This window comes from Frankia canadensis, from assembly GCF_900197875.1.
Taxonomy (GTDB): Bacteria; Actinomycetota; Actinomycetes; order Frankiales; family Frankiaceae; genus Frankia; species Frankia canadensis.
On record NZ_FZMO01000416.1, the window covers coordinates 1 to 1,615 of the forward strand.

Below are 1,615 nucleotides of genomic sequence, written 5' to 3' on the forward strand. Positions count from 1 at the left end.
GACGGGCGACGCGGTCGTCGTCGGCCTCGGCGCGATGATCGGCGCGGGGGTGTTCGCCGCGTTCGCGCCCGCGTCGCGGGCGGCGGGGGCCTGCGACGCGACCAGGGGCGGGGACATGCGCGATCTCCTCACAGCCAAAGAAACGGGGGCGGGGTGCGATGCGCGCCGCCGGACGCATCCCGCATATCGCGGGGAATCCATTACGGTGGCGCCTTTTCGTCTGAACGAAACCGTACCCTTCGACATTCGGATTCGACAACCGCATTTTCATGACTCTTTCGGTTTCCGATCCGGTGTTTCCCGGGGTCCGTATTTCGTTGTGGGACAACCGTAACTCGCCATTTCGGCGCCTAGCAACCCTATTTCCAAGACTCTTTAGCCGGAATTCGCGAAAAGAGTCATGGAAAATGGCTTGCCTGATGCGCGAACCAGAGTTATCTCGCGTGTGCGCGGTGAAAAAACGGTGGGAAAAGAGTCATGGGATGGGTCTGGCTGATCCTGGCGTGGCGCGGTATCATGAATCATTCCCCGCGAACGACGGACCGGATCGGAGGTGATCGGAATGGTGAGGATGACGGCCGAGGGCGCGCCGTGCCCGTCCGGCGCCTTCGCCGCGCCGGGGCGGGCCGGCGCGCCCGGGCCGGGCGGCCAGGGTGGCCCGGGCGGGTGAGCCCGGGATCGGCAGGTGACCACCGCCGAATACGGGGAAGGTGACCACCGGCGGACGTAAGAAAACCACACCAGCAAGGCAGGCCCCCGGTGGAGGGGGGCCGCCGCTGGTGTTTTTTCGTGCCAAGCAGGCGAGTCTGGGCGCCACCCGGAGGGGTCCGCAGGCCGTGGGCCTGCGGGTTCGTGCTGGCAGCCCCCCTCCGGTTAGAGCCGGAGCCCCTTTTGGAGCCCCTAAAGGAGCCCCTTTTGGAGGGGGGTGTGCCGGCCGGCCCTTGCCCTGACAGTCGCCCTGACCCCTCCGACCTCCCCGCCCTGCACGCCGACCGCTTTCCCGAACAGCATCCAGAATCTTTCTGGTGGAATTCTGAATGACGACATCAGTTAGGTGTGAAGGGGTCTGGTGGCTCCACGGTAATCGGTCCATCGGTAATCTTCCAGTCGCACGGCCGCGTTCTTGTGGGGTGCGTCGATCATCATGTTGTCGCCGACGTAGATACCGACGTGGCTGATACTGCGGGCGCTGGTGCCGAAGAACACCAGGTCGCCGCGTTGGAGGGGGGTATCGGCGGGCAGGTGGGGGCCGGCGTCGTACTGGTCCTGGGCGACGCGGGGTAGGTGTATGCCGGCGGCCTGGGCGGCGGCCTGGGTCAGCCCGCTGCAGTCGAAACCGGCATCGCCCGCGGCAGGTCCGTCTCCGCCCCACTGATAGGGCAGGCCGATCTGGGCGGTGGCGTAGTCGACCGCGACGTCCGCCGCCGCGCCCGCAGCGGGAACATTATCTTCGTCCGCGCTTATGGTGTCGGTGGCGTGGTCGGTGTAGGTGTCGGCGCGAGCGAGAACGGTCGCCACATAGCCGCTGTCATGGTTGTAGGCGAAGAGGGCGCCGGGAATGAGCATTTTCAATGTTATTTTACGTGAATTGCGGGAATGTTCCGTCGCGCGCGTT

The 1,615-nt window shown here is 65.8% G+C and carries 1 protein-coding gene; it reads right to left on the reverse strand.

Annotated elements, in window-relative coordinates:
• Positions 1 to 1,050 precede the first annotated feature (1,050 nt).
• A partial coding sequence (locus C1A33_RS24980) for a C40 family peptidase (RefSeq protein WP_133150821.1) occupies positions 1,051 to 1,615 on the reverse strand: 565 nt, incomplete at its 5' end.